Consider the following 17397-nt stretch of genomic DNA (forward strand, 5'->3'; position numbering starts at 1 on the left):
ATGAGAAGAATATCATTCACTAAACATTATCTATTATAGAATTATCTTTAATCTAAGGGAACTGCCTCTGGTTATAGTGCGGTTACTCCTTTGTTTTACATTTCATTATTACCTTATACAATTATATTATGCAAAGAATATCCTTACTTCTCTGCCTGTTATTATCATGCAATTTTGTACAAGCATCAACAGGTAATGTAGAAGACAATATAGCAAATGCCGCTTCATGGTTCATTTTACTTGTTTTACCAATCGCCGGCATCTATCTTTTCTGGAAAGTTCACATTTATCCTGAAAAGGTTGCTGAGAAAAAGAACCATCCTCAGCTGAAAGCCATAAAAAGCATGTGCCTCCTTTCCCTAATTTTTGGAGGCCTTTTATGGCCGGTTGCTCTCATCTGGGCCAACTATGATTATGGTGATCAAAAGGGTCAGAAAAAAGAAATAGACCAACCTGAAGAAAAAGAAGAACTACTTAACACAATTGAAAATCAATCCCAATGCTAGAATTACTTGTTGCCATATATGCCGGAATCTGCTGGCTGCTTATCAAAAAATTTAAACTTATTCCCTGGACGTTTACCACGCAGGTTGTCGTATATTCTCTTCCTATTTTCGGGAGTATTGCTTTGATCCTTAGCCTTAACTATTACTGTCCCATTACGTCTGACGTAAAGGTGGGAAACAGAAGTGTTGACATTACTACCCAGGTTTTGGGAAAGGTAAAAAAGGTATATGTAAGTACCAATCAGGAGGTAAAAAAAGGAGATACATTATTTGTTCTGGACAGAGAACCTTATGTGCAGGAAATTAAATCACTGGAAGCGAAACTCAGCAATATGAAAGCTACTGTAAATTCCTATGATACAGATATTTCAGCTTCCAGAAAAAATATAGCAGGATTACAGTCTCAATTGGATCTTGCGAATAAAAGAGTGGCTCAGTATCAGGAATTGGTAGAGGCAGGAGCTGCAAACAAGTTTGATCTGGAACAGGCAATAACCAATGTACGTGATCTTCAGTCCCGAATCAGTGCAGCACAATCTCAACAACAGTCTTTGGAGACAAAATCCAATGCTTCTTATGGTGGAGAAAATTCATCTGTTTCTGAGATTCAGGCGAAATTGGATCAGGCGAAATGGAATCTTTCCCAGACGGTTGTTCTGGCGCCTACAGATGGTATTATTCCGAATGTTCAGTTGAATGAGGGGGCTATTATGGCTCCATTCAAATCTGCCTTTGTTTTAATTCAAAAACAGCAATCTGTTATTGGGTTCTTTGCTCAAAATGAGCTTGAATCCGTAAAAAATGGAAATGAGGTTGAAATTGCGCTTAAAACAGAGCCCGGGAAGGTTGTAAAAGCCAAGCTTGAATATGTTATTGATGCCACCAGCCAGGGGATTATGAATAATGCAGGAGGAATGCTGGGAGGAAATGGATCTACCGCAGGACTTCCGGATACAGCCAGACAACTGCCTGAGACAGATGGAAAACTTATTGCCAAGTTTGTATTGGTAGATGAACAAAAGCAACTGACTGTGGGAGCAAGAGGAACAGCTGTAATCTATTCTGATCACATTAAGCCGCTTCACCTTATCCGAAAAGTAATGGTACGCATTAGCAGTAAAATAAACTTCCTGATCCCTAAACTTCATTAAGATGTATAAAAAATTAATTGTACTGGGAGTTCTTTCTCTAAGCCTAAGTTCTTGTATAGGATACAAGAAACCTACGAAAGAAAACATGGATCAGCTTAAGGAAAAAAGTGAAATTGTTTCTCACCTTCAAATTCCTGATGACTGGATCTTTGACAGAAAAACCGGCTCTGCCTCATTTTCTTATGAATGGATCACGGATCTTAAGGACCAGCAGCTGGAAGCTCTGATTAATGAGGGAATGCAATACAATGCTGATATTATTATCGCCAGAGAAAAGCTCAACCAGGTGGAACTGGCCATGGAAATTGCAGGAAGTGATCTGTATCCAAGTGTAAGTGCTGTTGCCAATACCTCCAATAATCTGGTAAGTGAAACTCAGCTTCGTCGTCTTGCGCTGAAAGCTAACTGGGAAATAGATCTTTGGGGGAAGAATAAGTCTTCGCAAATGGCGAGCACAAGCAATTATTTTTCGGCAAAGCATCAAAATACCCTGCTGCATCAGTCTATTGCCGGTATGATTGCCAAAGCCTATTTTTTAAATATTGCAGGAAATATTCAGGAGGATAAGATTGAAAACTATATTCAGAAATCTAAGGATCTGGAAAAGCTGTACATTCTCCAAAAAAAGGTGGGAACGGCTAATTCTTTGGATATTTCGAATATAACTGCGGAAATTATTTCTTTGGAAGGATATCTTGAAAAGGTTAAAAATGCAAATATTCAGTCCAGAAGATCTCTTGAATTGCTTACAGGAAAATATCCTGAGGGAAAGCTGATGACACAGAGTTTTTTTAATCCTGTAAAAAATGAAATCCCTGAGTCTTTCCCATTACAGCTTTTAGAAAACAGATCGGATATACAGGCGAATCATTTTCAAATAGAAAAAGCTTTTTATGAAGTACAGCAGGCCAAAGCGGCAAGGCTGCCTTCCATTAGCATAAGTTCTTCCCTGGGAACTGCCGGAAGTAATGTAGAATCTCTCAATTCTTTATTTTCCAATCCGTTATTAAAGGTTGGCAGCGGATTAGTTTCGCCCTTATTCAATAATGGAAAACTGAAAAAGAATGTAGAAATAAAGGATTCTCAGCAAAAACAAATTGTAGAAGAGTATTCAAAAACAGTATTGAATGCACTGAACGAAGTTGAATCATCTTTCGCCAATTTACATTCCATTGAGAAGCAGATCACCTATAGTACTAAGGCGGTCAATGAATTGAAAAACAATATTAGTCTCACTCAAAAACAAATAAAGGTAGGAGCAAATAACAGTTTTGTCCTGATCCGAAAACAAAGGGATCTTCTTAAAAATGAGATGAACCTGATTAATCTGGATCTTCAGTACAGAATAGAGCGTATTAATCTTTATATGGCCTTGGGAGCAGAGCACTTCATATCTTCATAATTTTATACAAAAAAAGACTACGGATTATTATTCGTAGTCTTTTTTATTTGGGTTAAAACCTTCCCATCAAATTTTCAATTTATCAACCTTAATTTCTACAATATAAAATGGTTATATGAAAATGGTTCTTTAATTATTTCTTGTATAAAGTATCAATGAGGCAATTGATCTCTAAAGTATCCGTATACCCAGGTTCCGGCAATGGCACTCAACAGGGTAACAGACACTGCCAGAGCTCCTGTTCCAATCTGAGCAAAAAGAGGTCCTGGGCAAGCTCCTGTAATGGCCCAGCCAAAACCAAAGATGAGTCCTCCGTAAATCTGACCTTTATTGAATTTTTTCGGGGTTAAGGTAATGGGTTCTCCATAGATTGTTTTGATATTGAATTTTTTAATCAAAAACACAGAAATCATTCCTACCAATACAGCACTTCCGATAATTCCATACATATGAAAAGACTGCATACGGAACATTTCCTGAATTCTGAACCAGCTAATCACCTCAGCTTTTACGAAAATAATTCCAAATATGATTCCTGCGGCAAGATATTTCAGATGATGATACCATTTATGCTGAAGACGAACGTCTTGTTTTTTTTCTTTTATCATTTCTTTCATTCGGTTTAAGATTAGACTTATAGGGAAAGGATTATGGGCAGAATAAGGTTGGCCATTAAAAATCCTCCTATCATAAAACATACGGTTGCAACCAGTGATGGCCACTGCAGATTAGAAAGCCCCATGATGGCATGGCCACTAGTACAGCCTCCGGCATATCGTGTTCCGAAACCTACTAAAAAACCGCCGACAACCATTATGATAAAACCTCTAAGCGTAAAAAGACTTTGAAAATTCATCAACTGTACAGGAACAAGGTTACTGTAATCTGTAATTCCATAGCCTGCCAATTCAGTTTTCAAATTAGGATTGACCGTAATTTCAGTGGGATTGAGCATAAAATTGGCAGCAATCATTCCTCCGAAAAAAATCCCCAATACAAAAAACAGGTTCCATGCTTCTCTTTTCCAGTCATATTTAAAAAAATTGACATTGGCTGGTATACAGGCAGCACAAATATGTCTTAGTGAGGAACTTATTCCAAAGGATTTATTCCCCATAATAAGCAGTGCGGGGACGGTTAGCCCAATTAAAGGGCCTGCAATATACCACGGCCACGGTTCTTTTATAATCTCCAACATATATTCTTTTTTAATCTAAATTATTTTAAAATTTTAGTCTGACACACAAAGTCACTTTTCTTAATCCCGGTAGAAGCTATGGCTTTAAAACCACCCTCAATTTCTGTAAAATTCCGGTATCCTCTTGCCTGAAGAATACTTGCAGCCATTGTACTTCTGTAACCGCTTCCACAATGCAAATAAAAATGCTCATCCGGATCTAAAGCATGAATCCATTCATTGATAAATGCTAACGGCTTACTGTAGGCTTCATGGATGTGTTCTGCATTGTATTCATTTTCTCTTCTGATGTCTATAATTTTCGATTTCCTTTCTTTGATTTCCCTTTCAAATTGTTTGGCAGAAATGCGATGAACATGATCTGTTTCTTTTCCACTTTTCTTCCATGCATCAAAGCCTCCATCCAAATATCCTAAAACCTGATCAAAACCTACTCTGCTCAATCTGGTAACCGCTTCTTCTTCATCTCCTTTTTCTGTTACCAGTAGAATAGGCTGATTCACATCTCCGATTAAAGCACCTACCCAAGGAGCAAAATCACCATCCAATCCTATATTTACAGACTGCGGAATAAAATCATGAACAAATGTACTACTGTTTCTCACATCCAGAACTAAAGCTCCGGAAACTTCTGCTATTTCCTCAAGCTGTTCAGGAGCAAGAGGCTGTAATCCTTGTGATAAAACCTCATCAAAGCTGTGACAGCCTTTTTTGTTCATCATTACATTCATTCCGAAATAAGCAGGCGGCGGTAAAAGTCCATCTGTTACTTCTTTGATGAAGTTCTGCTTACTTTTTTGATTCAGGGCATAATTGGTTTTCTTTTGGTTCCCAAGGGTATCCATGGTTTCTTTCTGCATATTTTTTCCACAGGCAGAACCTGCGCCATGAGCGGGATATACCATAATATCATCTGCCAAGGGTAAAATTTTGCTGTATAGACTTTCATATAAGAGTCCTGCGAGCTCATCTTGCGTCATCTCAGTGGCTTTCTGAGCGAGATCCGGACGTCCTACATCTCCCAAAAACAAGGTATCTCCACTAAACAGGGCTTTTTCTGTTCCATATTCATCTATCAGCAAATAACAGGAACTCTCCAATGTATGTCCCGGTGTATGAAGAACTTTAATTTTAATCTTTCCTACTTCAAATATCTGGTGATCTTGAGCAATAACAGCATCAAACTCGGGTTTCGCAGTAGGACCATATACAATTGGAGCGCCTGTTTGCTTGCTTAAATCCATGTGCCCACTTACAAAATCAGCATGAAAATGGGTTTCAAAAATGTATTTTAAATGCACTCCGTCTTTTTTCAATTTTTCTATGTAGGGTTTTGTCTCCCGTAAGGGATCAATAATCGCAGCTTCTCCTTCTGAAATAATGTAATAAGCACCCTGCGCCAAACATCCTGTATAAATCTGTTCTATTTTCATTTTTAAGTATTTTGATTCTGTTATCTGATACAAATCTCCTGCTTTCCATTTTCTGCCACAGTTACTTTTGTTACATAAGGGTTTTTAAATGATCAATACACGATAGATTTCCTTTGTCATAATATAAACTCCCATTACCAAGATGAACCACCCGAATGCCGGCTTGAGCTTTTTACCATCTATTCTTTCTGATAACTGAGTACCGATGACAATTCCTATTACAGCAATAAAAGTAATGGACATTAATAATTTCCAATCTATTACAGCATGATTTATAGATGAAGCAAAGCCAATCAGGGAGTTTAGGGAAATAATTACCAGTGAGGTTCCTATAGCTTTTTTCATCGGAATTTTTAATAGATTAACAAGAGCCGGAATAATCATAAAGCCTCCTCCGGCTCCTACCAGTCCTGTTAGCATACCCACCACAGTTCCCTCTCCTACTGCCAGCAGAGTATTTTTGCCTGAACGACTTTTCAATACGTTGACAGGAGTATTATTTCTGATCATTTTATAAGAAGCAAGAATCATTAAACCTGCAAAAACCAGAAGCAAAAAAATGTTTTTAGTAATGATAAAACCCTTTATCTGAATAAGTTCATCAGGAATAAATGGAAGTAAATAGGTTCTGGTAAGAAAAATTGAAATAATGGATGGTATTCCAAATATCAATGATATTTTAAGATCTATCAATCCTTTTTTGAAATATGAAAAAGATCCTGCCACACTGCTTACCCCAACTATAAACAGAGAATATTCTGTTGCCAATAAAGCATCTATACTAAAGAGATAAACCAATACAGGAACCGTAAGAATACTTCCACCGCCACCTATTAATCCTAAAGAAATTCCTATTAAAACTGATGCTGCATATCCTATAATTTCCATTGTAATCTTTTTCTTTCTGAATACAAAAATGGAATTGTTTGAAGAGTTGTACCGCTACTTTTGTTACATAAGGGATTTTTTTTAATACAAATAGCACAAATTGTTTCACGAATGACACAAACCAGTATTATTTGATTATAAAAGATAAGATAGTTCAAAATGAAAATCAAAGATTCTCAAAAATTTAAGTGTATTTTTACATGTATAGACTGCCACTTAATATAACTTAAGTGCTTAAAAATCTTGTGATTATACCTAAATATAGAAAGGATCTATTAGCTGAGAACTTCCAGAAGAATAATTTTGTTTCTTCCGAGCTTTACTCTTCCATCTTCTTCAAGCTGTTTCAGAAGTCTGGAAACCACCACCCTGGCTGTTCCCAGCTCATTGGCAAGCTGTTCATGGGTGGTATTAATAGTATTTATGCCGGTAATCTCTACCTTTTTATGAAGAAGATTCAGTAATCTTTCATCTACTTTTTTAAAGGCAATGGCATTGATGATATCCAGCAATTCTTCAAAACGCTTGTGATAAAGCCTGAAAATATAATCCAGCCATTCAGGATGTTCCTTGATGAATAAAGAAACCTTATCTACGGGAAGAAAGAGAATCTCTGCATCTTCTTCTATTTCTGCTTTTACAATGCTTTTTTCATTGTGCATTCCGCCCAGAAAAGACATAATGCAGCTTTCTCCTGCCTTGATGTAGTATAGCAGGATTTCACGTCCATCTTCTTCAGTTCTGATTACTTTCAACATTCCTTTCATTACAATAGGAATAGAGCGTATGGAAGCATTTTCGTCTAAAATAATATCTCCCTGATTGTAATTTTTAGTAATCCCGTTCTGGTATAATTTCTCAACCAGTTCCGGTGATGATGAAAACTCTGAGGAAAGTATCGTGTCTTGCATCTTGTAAAGTTCAATATTTGCTAATTTACGCCAATTTCATCAACAAACAGCCAAGCTTTTGAATCAGCACCCGGATTTCCGGCCGGAATAATTCCTGCATTTTCTATTCTCAGTTTCAGATATCTTGAGTTTTGAGAGCCTAGATTCAATTGTATTTTTCCATGGGCATTTTGAATTTCCTCCTTTCCTATTTCCTTGATTAATTTAAAGTTTTTATTGTCATCAGACACTAAAATTTGGGCAGATTTTGCAAAGTGGATCCAACTTCCTTTATTTTCCAATGTATTAAAATAAACGTCTGAAAAAACTGTTTTCTGTCCGAGATCTATTGTCGCGACCACATCATTCCCCATAAAACCCAACCATGTTTTACCTAGCTGCTTTGGGTTACCTATAATTCCGTCTACAAGGGTAAAGGCTCCACCAAAAGAATAATTTTCGCTGGGCTGTTGTTCAAGAGTAATGTCTTTTCCTGTCGCTTTTGAAATGATAAATTGCTGTGAAGAAACGGCACTTTTAAGCTGTCTATCTTCAAAATAAGCCGATTTTAGAGTTAAAGATTGAGGTATTGAAACGGGACCCTGATACGTTTTAGAATGTATTGTAGGAACGGTTCCATCCAGAGTATACTTTATTCCATTTGAATTTTGTGAGGTTGAAAGTTCGTAGGCAATACCTTTACGGGCCGGAATTACCTTTCCAGAAATATTGTAAATACTTTTGGAATAATTTACATCCATCTTATCCAAAATCTTAAACTGGTTTATCACCCTGTTTTCAAATTCTTTATAATTCTTAGAATCTGAAGTTCCCCATCCTACTTCCGAAAGTGCCATCAATCTTGGAAAAATCATATACTGAACCTGCTTAAAATCAAGAATGTATTCTGTCCATAAATTGGCCTGAACTCCAAGAATGTATTTTGCCTGTTCAGTACTTAGCTCATCAGGAATCGGGTTATAGGAATAAACTTTTTCTAATGGGGTAAAACCTCCAAAAGCATTGGGTTCTGTCTGCGGATCTCCCTGATAATGGTCAAAATAACAATATGCTCCTGGTGTCATTACTGCGAAATGTTTTGACTTTGCTGCTTCAATGCCTCCGTTTACTCCTGTCCAGCTCATGACAGCTGCATTAGGCGCCAATCCGCCTTCTAAAATTTCATCCCAGCCAATGATCTTTCTCCCTTTACTATTGACATATTTTTCGATTCTTTGGATGAAATAACTTTGCAGCCCATGTTCATCTTTCAAATTATTTTTTCTGATTAATTCCTGGCAATGGGCACATTCTTTCCATCTTGTCTTGGGGCACTCATCTCCACCAATGTGTATATATTGTGATGGAAATAGCTGAATAACCTCATCCAAAACATTTTCCAGAAATTGAAAGGTTTCATCTTTAGGGCAAAATACATCATCAAAAACGCCCCATTTTGTAGCTGCCTCAAAAGGTCCTTTGGTACATGCCAGCTCCGGATAAGCTGATAATGCAGCCAAGGCATGGCCCGGCATTTCAATCTCAGGGACAATTGTTATGTGTCTTTCCTGAGCATATTTCACTACATCTCTTATCTGTTCCTGAGTATAAAAGTAAGGTCCATAGGGTTTTCCGTCAAAAGTATTATCAACGTATGCCCCTATCATGGATTCTTTACGTTTTGAACCTACCTGTGTCAGCTTGGGGTATTTTTTTATTTCGATTCTCCATCCTTGGTCATCTGTTAAATGCCAGTGAAAGGTGTTCAGTTTATACATCGCCAGATAATCAATATATTTTTTCACCTCATCCACGGTGAAAAAGTGACGGCACACATCCAGATGCATTCCCCGCCATGCAAACTTGGGTTGGTCTACAATCTTCATGGCTGGAATTTTCTTTTTAGTATTCTCATTTTCAAATAATTGAATCAGGGTTTGAAGCGCCAGAAAATATCCTTGAGGGGTATAAGATTGAATATGAATTTGTTGGGATGAAATTTCTATACTATAAAATTCTTCCTTTCCTTCAGGAGTATTTCCCAATGGAAAGTAAACCAATTGAGCTTCTGATTTTTTAGTTTCTTTCAACTTTATCATAGAACCCATGCGCTTCCTGAAATAATCTGTTTCTTTTTTGGGCAAATCATTGCTGATATTCAACACGTCAGGAATGATAAAATTTCCCTCTTTTATCTCAATACTTTGAGGATAAGGAATAAGGTTCAATTTATTTTGTGAAAAAACAAGACTTGAAATCATCATAAAAAATGCTAAAAAACTACGAGTCATTGGATGGAATTATGAGTAGAGCTAAGATACTTATTTTCTAAAACTTTTAAATGATCAAATGATCCGGAAGTTTCTTCTAGAATTTATACTTCTATGAATGTTTCCATTTACATTGTGGTAAATACAGATATTTTAAGCAACTACAAATCAAAAACTTGAATTTAAAAAGAGGTGATTATTTAAATTTATGAAATTTTATGGTTTATTTTTTGATAAGCTTACGTCACTTAAAAGATTAAACATCTAAATTTGTAAAAAAATACAATGAGAAAAAGCATTTTTATAGCAGCAGGATTATTATTTTCAATATCTACACAAGCTCAGCTTCTTGATATAATCAAGTCTACTGTTAAGGATAAAACGGGTATTGACCTTAATACACCTCCAGCTACTAAAGGTTCCACAACAACAAGCACGAATACAACAACTACGACATCTACTAAAAGTTCTCCTGCCAACCTTGGAAATCTTACCTCAACCCAGATTTCTTCAGGATTAAAGGAAGCCTTAAGTATCGGTGTAACGGATGGAGTGAAAAAACTGGCTTTAACAGACGGTTTTCTAAAAAATGAAGCGGTAAAAATCCTAATGCCTGAAAAACTAAGAAAGATTGATACCACGCTACGTTCCATTGGTATGGGAAGCCTTGCAGACGAGGGAGTAAAGTTGCTTAACAGAGCTGCTGAGGATGCGGTAACAGAAGCTGCTCCTATTTTTACCAATGCAATCACCTCTATGACGATTACGGATGCTAAGAATATCTTATTGGGAACAGATAATGCGGCTACCAGTTATTTACAAGGCAAAACTCAAAGTCAGTTATTTACAGCCTTCCAACCCAAAGTAAAAGCTTCACTAGGAAAAGTAGGTGCAGATGCTGTCTGGAAAAACCTTATTTCAAAATACAATACTTTTACAGGTCAATCTGTAACAACCGATCTTAATGAGTATGTTACCACTGAGACCATCAACGGGGTTTTCAAAATGGTAGCTGATAAGGAAAGCGGAATCAGAAATACCCCGGCTATGAGAACAACAAGCATATTGCAGAAAGTTTTCGGGGCACAGGACAATAAATAAGAAGAGAAGTTTGATTGTATAACGAGCTTCTGAATCTTACCGGATAAAAAAAGACTGTTTCATGAATGAGACAGTCTTTTTTTATGTTTTGGCTTCTTGTGTTATTCAGCACATTAACGCATCTTATTCCATAAAAAAACCTTGCTGTGGGCAAGGCTTTGTATTTTATCTAGAACTGCATTTCAGGAATTTCACCCTCAATAATCAGATCTGCTTCTGTAGCTTTGATAATATCTTCTACTGAAACACCCGGTGCTCTTTCTATCAGTTTGAATCCATTCGGGGTAACGTCCAATACGGCTAATTCCGTAACCACTCTTTTTACACAGTTTACTCCTGTTAAAGGAAGTGTACATTTTTTAAGGATCTTACTTTCTCCAGCTTTATTTACGTGCATCATTGCTACGATTATATTTTCTGCAGAAGCCACCAAATCCATTGCTCCTCCCATTCCTTTCACCATTTTTCCGGGAATCTTCCAGTTGGCAATGTCTCCGTTCTCAGAAACTTCCATTGCTCCGAGGATGGTAAGGTCAACCTTTTGTCCGCGGATCATTCCGAAACTAAATGCTGAATCGAAGAATGAACCTCCCGGCAAGATAGTGATGGTTTGCTTTCCGGCATTGATGATGTCTGCATCTTCTTCTCCTTCAAAAGGGAAAGGGCCCATTCCCAGAACTCCGTTTTCACTTTGAAATTCTACGGAAATATTTTCTGAAACGTAGTTGGCAACCAGAGTTGGAATTCCTATTCCCAGGTTTACGTAATAACCATCCTTAACTTCTTTGGAAATACGTCTTGCGATATCTTCTTTTGATAACATTCTTCTTATTTTTTTCTGGTTGTACGTTGTTCAATTCTTTTTTCAAATTTCTCACCCTGGAAAATTCTTTGGATCATGATTCCCGGAATATGGATCTGGTTGGGATCTAATTGTCCCGGTTCTACCAATTCTTCCACTTCGGCAATTGTAATTTTGGCTGCTCCAGCCATTGGGTGGTTAAAGTTTCTTGCAGATCCTTTGAAAATAAGGTTTCCTGCGTGATCTCCTTTCCATGCTTTTACAATAGAATAATCTGCTTCATAGGCATGTTCCAGAATATGTGGTTTTCCGTGGAATTCTTTCACTTCTTTTCCTTCTGCTATCTCGGTTCCGTAGCCTGCAGGGGTATAAAAAGCAGGAATTCCGGCCTGAGCTGCTCTGCATTTTTCTGCCAGAGTTCCTTGTGGAGTCAGTTCAACTTCCAGTTCCCCTGAAAGCATTTGCCTTTCAAATTCAGCATTTTCTCCTACATAAGATGAGATCATTTTTTTAATCTGTCTTTTGTGAAGAAGTAATCCTAATCCGAAATCATCTACTCCGGCATTGTTTGAAATGCATGTTAAATCTTTCACGTCACTTTCCACCAAGGCATTAATTGAATTTTCAGGGATTCCGCAAAGTCCAAATCCGCCAAGCATCAGTGTCATTCCATCTTTAATTCCGTCGATGGCCTCCTTTGCATTTTTTACTCTTTTATCTATCATGAAATATTAGATTTTTCTGTTGGCTAAATTTAATAAATTTTATCGTATATCCGATGATCAGAAATAATCCAGAGTTTCATGATTTACGGGATGGTATTTTTATATATTTAAAATGATTATAATCAGATTTTTACAATCAAAAGCGAACAAATCGGTCCATTTTATTTATAAATCTCGTCAAATTGATTTATATTTGGGGTCTCAAATTAAAAAACACCACATATTTTATAGTCTTCGGGCTTATTATATTTAAACACAATTTCCATGAAAATTATTTCAGACAGATTCAAATCTGCCTCTTCAACAGCTTTTAACTTCTTACTTTCATTAGTACCCAAAAGCTAACTAACCTTAAACAAAAAATCAAACCTTAATAAAGACATGAAAAAACTATTTACGTCAGCGTTACTTGCATTGGTACTCAGCATTAACGTATACGCTCAGGAAAAAACTTATTTCGATGAAAATTGGGAAAAAACGACAAAGGAGAACATGGAATATTACCGTGAGACTTCTGCAAAGGGCAAGCTTACTTTAATCAAGGATTTTTACAAAAACGGAACTCTTCAAATGGAGGGACTGGCCTCTGACACCACTCCAAGCAGTGAAGTTTTCGATGGAAAAGTAACATGGTACACCCCTGAAGGAAAGGTAATGAGCATCGTAACATATTCTAACGGAAAGCAGGTAGGGCCATCCCAGTCTTATGATGACAAGGGCAGGTTACTGGAAGATATGGTGTATAAAGCTGATGGTACTTTCTCCGGAAAAATGTTCGGCTATAAGGATCCAGAAAGTGAATATTATTATAACAGCCTTACTGTATATGAGAATTCTATACCTTCCCAAACGATTATCTATGATGAAGACATCAAAGGAATCAGAACGGAAACTCTTATGGGTAAAGACGGTACCTATGAGAATAAATATTATGGAGAAAAAGGGAAATATCTTGGAAATTCAACTTCTGAATCCAATGAAAATTCTTATGCAGATTATTACTATAATCCGATGAGGCTTTCCAAATTTGAAAAATATAAAAGTGACGGCAGTGTAAAGGAAGGGGTTGTATATTCTAAGAACGGAAAGGTTCTACAGGAACAAAAAAGAAATAAAAAAGACGGCTATAAAACGACTTATGACGAATCCGGAAAGAAAATAGGGCATCTTATTTATCAATATGATAAAGAAAATGACACCTACAAACCTATGGATGGTGAAGATTATCAGTTGAATTCCGATTACACCTACCCTTCAATCATTGATGTTTACAAAAACGGCTCTATTATTTTGAATAAAAATTTTGACGAAAACGGAAAACTTTTAACAGAAAAAAGGCTGACAGATGATGTTACCCAAGAGATCAAATATTATGCTCCGGACGGAAAACTGAAGTCAACATTAACCTATAAGGATGATGTGCCCTATAATGGTACAGCCTATGAAGGATTGAATGAAATTCAATATAAGGATGGTCTCCCGGTAAGTACAAAAACATATTCTGAAGAAAATAAGCTGAGATCTGAAAAGAAATTAAACTCTAAGCAAACAGCTTATGATGCGACAATCTATGACAATAAAGGAACCATTTTATACACCTACAATCAACCTTTGAATGCTGAGGAAAGCTATGGTTATGGTTATAGTTATAACTTCACCGCACAAATTGTACAATATATTAAGGGTAAACCTGTCAACAAGGCTTCTGTAAAGGAGGGTATTCTTCAAAGTGGAAAAATCAAGATAAGGATGATCAGTGGTGTAAAGGAACTTGAACGCAGTGGAAAATGGATCTTATTGAAAGCTTACAATCCGGAAGGAAAACTTGTTCAGGAGACCAAGATTCTTGCGGATACCGGAGATGATTATTTATCCGGAGAGAATCAGACTTTTATTCAGGAGGATTATTTATACACGGATTTTGAATAACATTTAAATCATTTTACGATAACAAGGGCAGTCTCAGTTTTTTGAGGCTGCTTTTTTTTAAGTTTTATTTCCTTGCATTGCTGTTTTAATCCGGCATGATTTCACAGGGAAAACAGATACATGTATTACATCTGTGGAAACTCCAAAATCCGTGAGAAAACTTAAAGCTACAGCAAATAAAAAAGAGGTCATCATTGCTGACAACCTCCCTATTTTTATAATTGAATTTACTTGATTACTGAATGATCAGCTTTAATGTAAATAATTTTCTTGCGTGAACTTTTACAAAGTATACTCCTTTTGGAAGATTTTCATTCACTAATGAGAAACGTTGGTTGTGAATATTCTTCGATTCATACAATAGCTCTCCTGAAGCAGAAACCAATTCTATTTTTTCAATAGGGTAATCACTCTTAATAAAAGTTGGCTCCCCTGGTTTTGTAGGGTTTGGATATAGGATTACATTTTTCTCTGTACTTTTTGCCTCATCTACCCCTAAAGTTCCTGAGCTTACCTGAAACTGCACTCTGTTTGAAACTTCTGTATAAGAATCATTTGTAAACATTACCATATAGTAATTACCTGGTGTAGTAGGAATTGCTGTCCCTTGAATAGTTTTCGTACCCTGTGTCACTCCATCGAAGTAAGTATAAGATACAAAGTTATCATCCGGTGTCTGAATATTTTGCGGATAGATTCCTAGCCAGTCTTTAATAATTCCCGGAGAATCCGTCCATGAAGCAGTAATATTTTCTCCTAATGAATAAACAGGTTTGTTGATCCATAACTCGGTTACAATATCTCCAACTTTAAAGAATACTTTGTCTCCGATACCGTTATACCCATCTTCCAGTAAATATTGTGCATAGTAATACCCTTTAGGAAGCCCTGTAAAGTTAAGAGTTCCGGCTGCTGTTGTTACGTAGTTCCATTTTATGGCAGTAGTGGTTCCCGGAGTCTGCCCCATTTTATAAATTCCGATCCAGTCTTTTTGCAAATTTGGACCATTGGAATAATTAATAACAACGGTTCCTCCTACAGGATAAGTATCAGCCGTAGCCTGCAGTTGAACTTTCGGTCCTACATAGAAGTTTTTTCTTGGTGTAATTTCTGTGTATCCTCCGTTAGCAAAAAATCCTGCAAAGTATTGACCTTTGTTAGGCAGTCCATTATTAAATGTAACGGTTCCTGCTGTTTGCCCATTCGTATAAATATACCCTTGAGAAGTGGTGGTAGTTGGCGTTTGTCCTTTTTTATAAAGACCTACCCAGTCCTGCTGATTTCCAGGTCCTCCGGTAAAAGTTCCCACTATCGGTTCATTTTGAGTATATTCGGTTTTATCTAAAGTAAATGTTGGGTTTGAAACAACACTTCCTGTAATCTCAAACTGCTTCACATCGCTCCATTCGCTCCATTCAAGGTTTCTGTCTCTGTAACGGGTTTTTGCGTAATAAATACCATTTGGAATGGAATTAGCGGCCAACATTACCTTCGTAATGTCTACTCCCTCATTTAGGTTCTTGGCTTTATCAGGATTTCCGTTTCCGTCCTTGCCGAACCAGTTTTCAAAATCACGGTAAACTTCTTTTTCCACTACAGAAAAATCAGGAGCCTTGCTTATTAAAAATTGAGTGGTATTTAAAAGTTCTCCGTTTGAAGATGAAAATGAACTTCCATTCAGGGTCAAAGGCAATGTAGTTGGCCCTGAGAAAGCATTGGTAATGGATGGTTTTGCCGGTTTAGGTTGATTTTTATATCGATGGAAAGAGTCAACCAGTTCATTATTTTTCTTGGTATAAATTCCGCCAATAGAATAACATTCTATGTCTACTTTTCCGGTTGGGATATCTACTTCAACAATTTGGTACGTCCAGTCTGTTAATGTTTTCTGAACATCATCAAAATCCTGTTCATTAGACATTCCCCAGTACTGATCCCAAGCCGTTCCTCCGGAAATGATCTGGTAATTTGGGGTATTTTTCAACTGCCCTCTGTGATACAGGTGGTGGTGAGCGCCCACATGCATCAGGTATTTATCGGACGTTACCAAAAGTGGTACCGCATTGTTTCTTACCCAGGTGGAAATATCTCCCACATACTGCTCTGCCTGATAAGGTCTGTGGCTTAAAGAAATAATCCAGTCTACAGTAGAATCACTGTTAGCCGCAGTTAGAACCTGTTGTAGCCATGTCTGCTGTGCTGATCCCGTATGCTCTGAGCTTAAACTGATAAATAATACGTTCCCTGCCTGCTGCGCATAATAATTTTCATTTCCAGAACTGATGTTTTTATACTTTATCTCATCTATATAGAAGTGAGCATAATAGGAATTCATCCCCAAAGTTCCATAGGTTTCATGGTTTCCTACCGTTGTCTGAATAGGCAGATAAGGGGATAGTTTCACATTCTTTTTGAAGTGAACGTTCTCATAGTGATCCAGTGTTCCAACATCCACCTGATCTCCTACCATAAATGTAAGGGCAATATTATCGGATGGATCTGAGTCTGCTCCAAATTTTTGCTTCAACTTTTTGAAAGCGTTTAAAGTAAGACTGTCATACCTTGGCTCTGCCTTAATCTGGTTATCTCCCATGATCAGGAATCTGATTTTCCCATCATTTGTTACAGCCTGTCCCGGCAATGGTAGTGTTCTGAAATTGTAGACTGCGGACTCATTGGCTCCGGTCTTTATTTTATAATAATACTTGGTATTGGGCTGCAGGTTTGTAATTTTTGCAGTGTGATAATAGTAATTATTATTATATCCTGTATCCGAAAAGATATTGGTAGTTCCCGTTACAGTAACGTTCAGATTGGAAGGTGAGTTTCCGTAGATCACAGTGGTTTCGTTATCAGAAGCAGTTTTCCAATTGACGATCATAGAATTCGGAGTGGGGTTTTGTAGATAGGGGAACAAAACCTGTCCGAATGCCATTTGTGCTACGAAACAAAAAAAGAAGAAATAATGTTTCATAATAGTTTAGTTTTAGAATGACATATTGATTTTTAGTTTGTAAATCAGGAATTTAAAATCTGTATCTCAGATTTTTATTTCGGGCAAAAGTAGATTTCCCATATAAACTGTGCCTGATGGTATTTTAA

14 protein-coding genes are annotated in these 17397 nt (G+C 36.9%); 5 read left to right on the top strand and 9 right to left on the bottom strand.

Features of this window, described 5'->3' with window-relative positions; genetic code table 11:
* Nucleotides 1-128: 128 nt before the first annotated feature.
* The 3 genes from C7D53_RS10455 to C7D53_RS10465 are packed head-to-tail and all read left to right on the top strand — an operon-like array spanning nucleotide 129 to nucleotide 3059.
* Nucleotides 129-506, top strand: coding sequence for a DUF3302 domain-containing protein (locus C7D53_RS10455; RefSeq protein WP_228422281.1), 378 nt, complete (start codon nucleotides 129-131; stop codon nucleotides 504-506).
* Nucleotides 500-1657, top strand: coding sequence for an HlyD family secretion protein (locus tag C7D53_RS10460; protein ID WP_106916433.1), 1158 nt, complete (start codon nucleotides 500-502; stop codon nucleotides 1655-1657). The genes C7D53_RS10455 and C7D53_RS10460 overlap by 7 nt, the downstream gene beginning before the upstream one ends.
* Before the next feature lies 1 nt (nucleotide 1658).
* Nucleotides 1659-3059 (top strand): TolC family protein, encoded by a 1401-nt coding sequence (locus C7D53_RS10465; protein ID WP_106916434.1) that lies wholly within the window; start codon nucleotides 1659-1661, stop codon nucleotides 3057-3059.
* Nucleotides 3060-3211: 152 nt separating this feature from the next.
* Here C7D53_RS10465 and C7D53_RS10470 read toward each other — a convergent pair whose 3' ends face one another.
* From C7D53_RS10470 to C7D53_RS10495, 6 genes are all read right to left on the bottom strand, one after another.
* The gene (locus C7D53_RS10470) at nucleotides 3212-3667 is read right to left on the bottom strand and encodes a DUF6691 family protein (RefSeq protein WP_106916733.1); all 456 of its coding nucleotides are present in this window, start codon (nucleotides 3665-3667) and stop codon (nucleotides 3212-3214) included.
* Between the two features lie 26 nt (nucleotides 3668-3693).
* Nucleotides 3694-4257: a YeeE/YedE family protein gene (locus tag C7D53_RS10475; protein ID WP_106916435.1), complete on the bottom strand. Its 564-nt coding sequence runs from the start codon at nucleotides 4255-4257 to the stop codon at nucleotides 3694-3696.
* A gap of 20 nt (nucleotides 4258-4277) precedes the next feature.
* Nucleotides 4278-5690, bottom strand: coding sequence for an MBL fold metallo-hydrolase (locus C7D53_RS10480; protein WP_106916436.1), 1413 nt, complete (start codon nucleotides 5688-5690; stop codon nucleotides 4278-4280).
* Between the two features lie 84 nt (nucleotides 5691-5774).
* Entirely contained in the window at nucleotides 5775-6578 is an 804-nt protein-coding gene (locus C7D53_RS10485; protein ID WP_106916437.1) for a sulfite exporter TauE/SafE family protein, read from the bottom strand.
* Between the two features lie 275 nt (nucleotides 6579-6853).
* Nucleotides 6854-7489 carry a Crp/Fnr family transcriptional regulator gene (locus tag C7D53_RS10490; protein WP_106916438.1) on the bottom strand — a complete coding sequence of 212 codons (636 nt, stop codon included), beginning with the start codon at nucleotides 7487-7489 and terminating at the stop codon, nucleotides 6854-6856.
* A 20-nt stretch (nucleotides 7490-7509) separates the two neighbouring features.
* The gene (locus C7D53_RS10495; protein ID WP_106916439.1) at nucleotides 7510-9759 is read right to left on the bottom strand and encodes a glycoside hydrolase family 20 protein; all 2250 of its coding nucleotides are present in this window, start codon (nucleotides 9757-9759) and stop codon (nucleotides 7510-7512) included.
* A 264-nt stretch (nucleotides 9760-10023) separates the two neighbouring features.
* Here C7D53_RS10495 and C7D53_RS10500 point away from each other — a divergent pair, with 264 nt between their 5' ends.
* Complete coding sequence (locus C7D53_RS10500; RefSeq protein WP_106916440.1) at nucleotides 10024-10839, top strand: DUF4197 domain-containing protein; 816 nt, start codon at nucleotides 10024-10026, stop codon at nucleotides 10837-10839.
* Between the two features lie 169 nt (nucleotides 10840-11008).
* On the opposite strand, the gene C7D53_RS10505 is transcribed toward C7D53_RS10500, so the two are convergent.
* Together C7D53_RS10505 and C7D53_RS10510 are read right to left on the bottom strand one after the other, a co-directional pair.
* Complete coding sequence (locus tag C7D53_RS10505; protein ID WP_106916441.1) at nucleotides 11009-11662, bottom strand: CoA transferase subunit B; 654 nt, start codon at nucleotides 11660-11662, stop codon at nucleotides 11009-11011.
* A 5-nt stretch (nucleotides 11663-11667) separates the two neighbouring features.
* Nucleotides 11668-12366 (bottom strand): CoA transferase subunit A, encoded by a 699-nt coding sequence (locus C7D53_RS10510; protein WP_106916442.1) that lies wholly within the window; start codon nucleotides 12364-12366, stop codon nucleotides 11668-11670.
* Between the two features lie 381 nt (nucleotides 12367-12747).
* On the opposite strand from C7D53_RS10510, the gene C7D53_RS10515 reads away from it, so the two are divergent.
* Nucleotides 12748-14295, top strand: coding sequence for a toxin-antitoxin system YwqK family antitoxin (locus C7D53_RS10515; protein ID WP_106916443.1), 1548 nt, complete (start codon nucleotides 12748-12750; stop codon nucleotides 14293-14295).
* 235 nt (nucleotides 14296-14530) lie between these two features.
* Here C7D53_RS10515 and C7D53_RS10520 read toward each other — a convergent pair whose 3' ends face one another.
* Nucleotides 14531-17269, bottom strand: coding sequence for a fibronectin type III domain-containing protein (locus C7D53_RS10520; RefSeq protein WP_106916444.1), 2739 nt, complete (start codon nucleotides 17267-17269; stop codon nucleotides 14531-14533).
* Nucleotides 17270-17397 lie beyond the last annotated feature (128 nt).

The organism is Chryseobacterium aurantiacum, from assembly GCF_003020585.1.
In the GTDB taxonomy this organism is placed as follows: domain Bacteria; phylum Bacteroidota; class Bacteroidia; order Flavobacteriales; family Weeksellaceae; genus Chryseobacterium; species Chryseobacterium aurantiacum.